The following is a 253-nucleotide window of genomic DNA, read 5'->3' as shown; positions in this document are numbered from 1 at the left end:
ACTTAAACAGCGCAAAGAGAATGCTTCAGCAGTAGAAGGCTTCAACTCCAGTGATGTACTTTATCTCATTATGCCGGACCGCTTTGCCAACGGCAACCCCTCCAATGATATAATTCCCGGAATGTTGGAAGCAAACATAGACCGCAACGAACCTTTCGCCCGTCATGGCGGTGATTTAAAAGGAATAGAGAAACATTTGGATTATATTGCAGACCTCGGAGTTACGAGTATATGGCTTAACCCGATTCAGGAA

The 253-nt window shown here is 44.7% G+C and carries 1 protein-coding gene; it reads left to right on the top strand.

From position 1 onward, the window contains the following. A partial coding sequence (locus AB5935_RS26700) for an alpha-amylase family glycosyl hydrolase (protein WP_368327945.1) occupies positions 1 to 253 on the top strand: 253 nt, incomplete at both ends.

It is taken from the genome of Phocaeicola sp. RTP21198st1_B8_RTP21198_201120 (assembly GCF_040929485.1).
Taxonomy (GTDB): Bacteria; Bacteroidota; Bacteroidia; order Bacteroidales; family Bacteroidaceae; genus Phocaeicola; species Phocaeicola dorei.
Note: the sequence above shows the minus strand (reverse complement) of the source record. Positions and strands in the feature narration are given on the sequence as shown.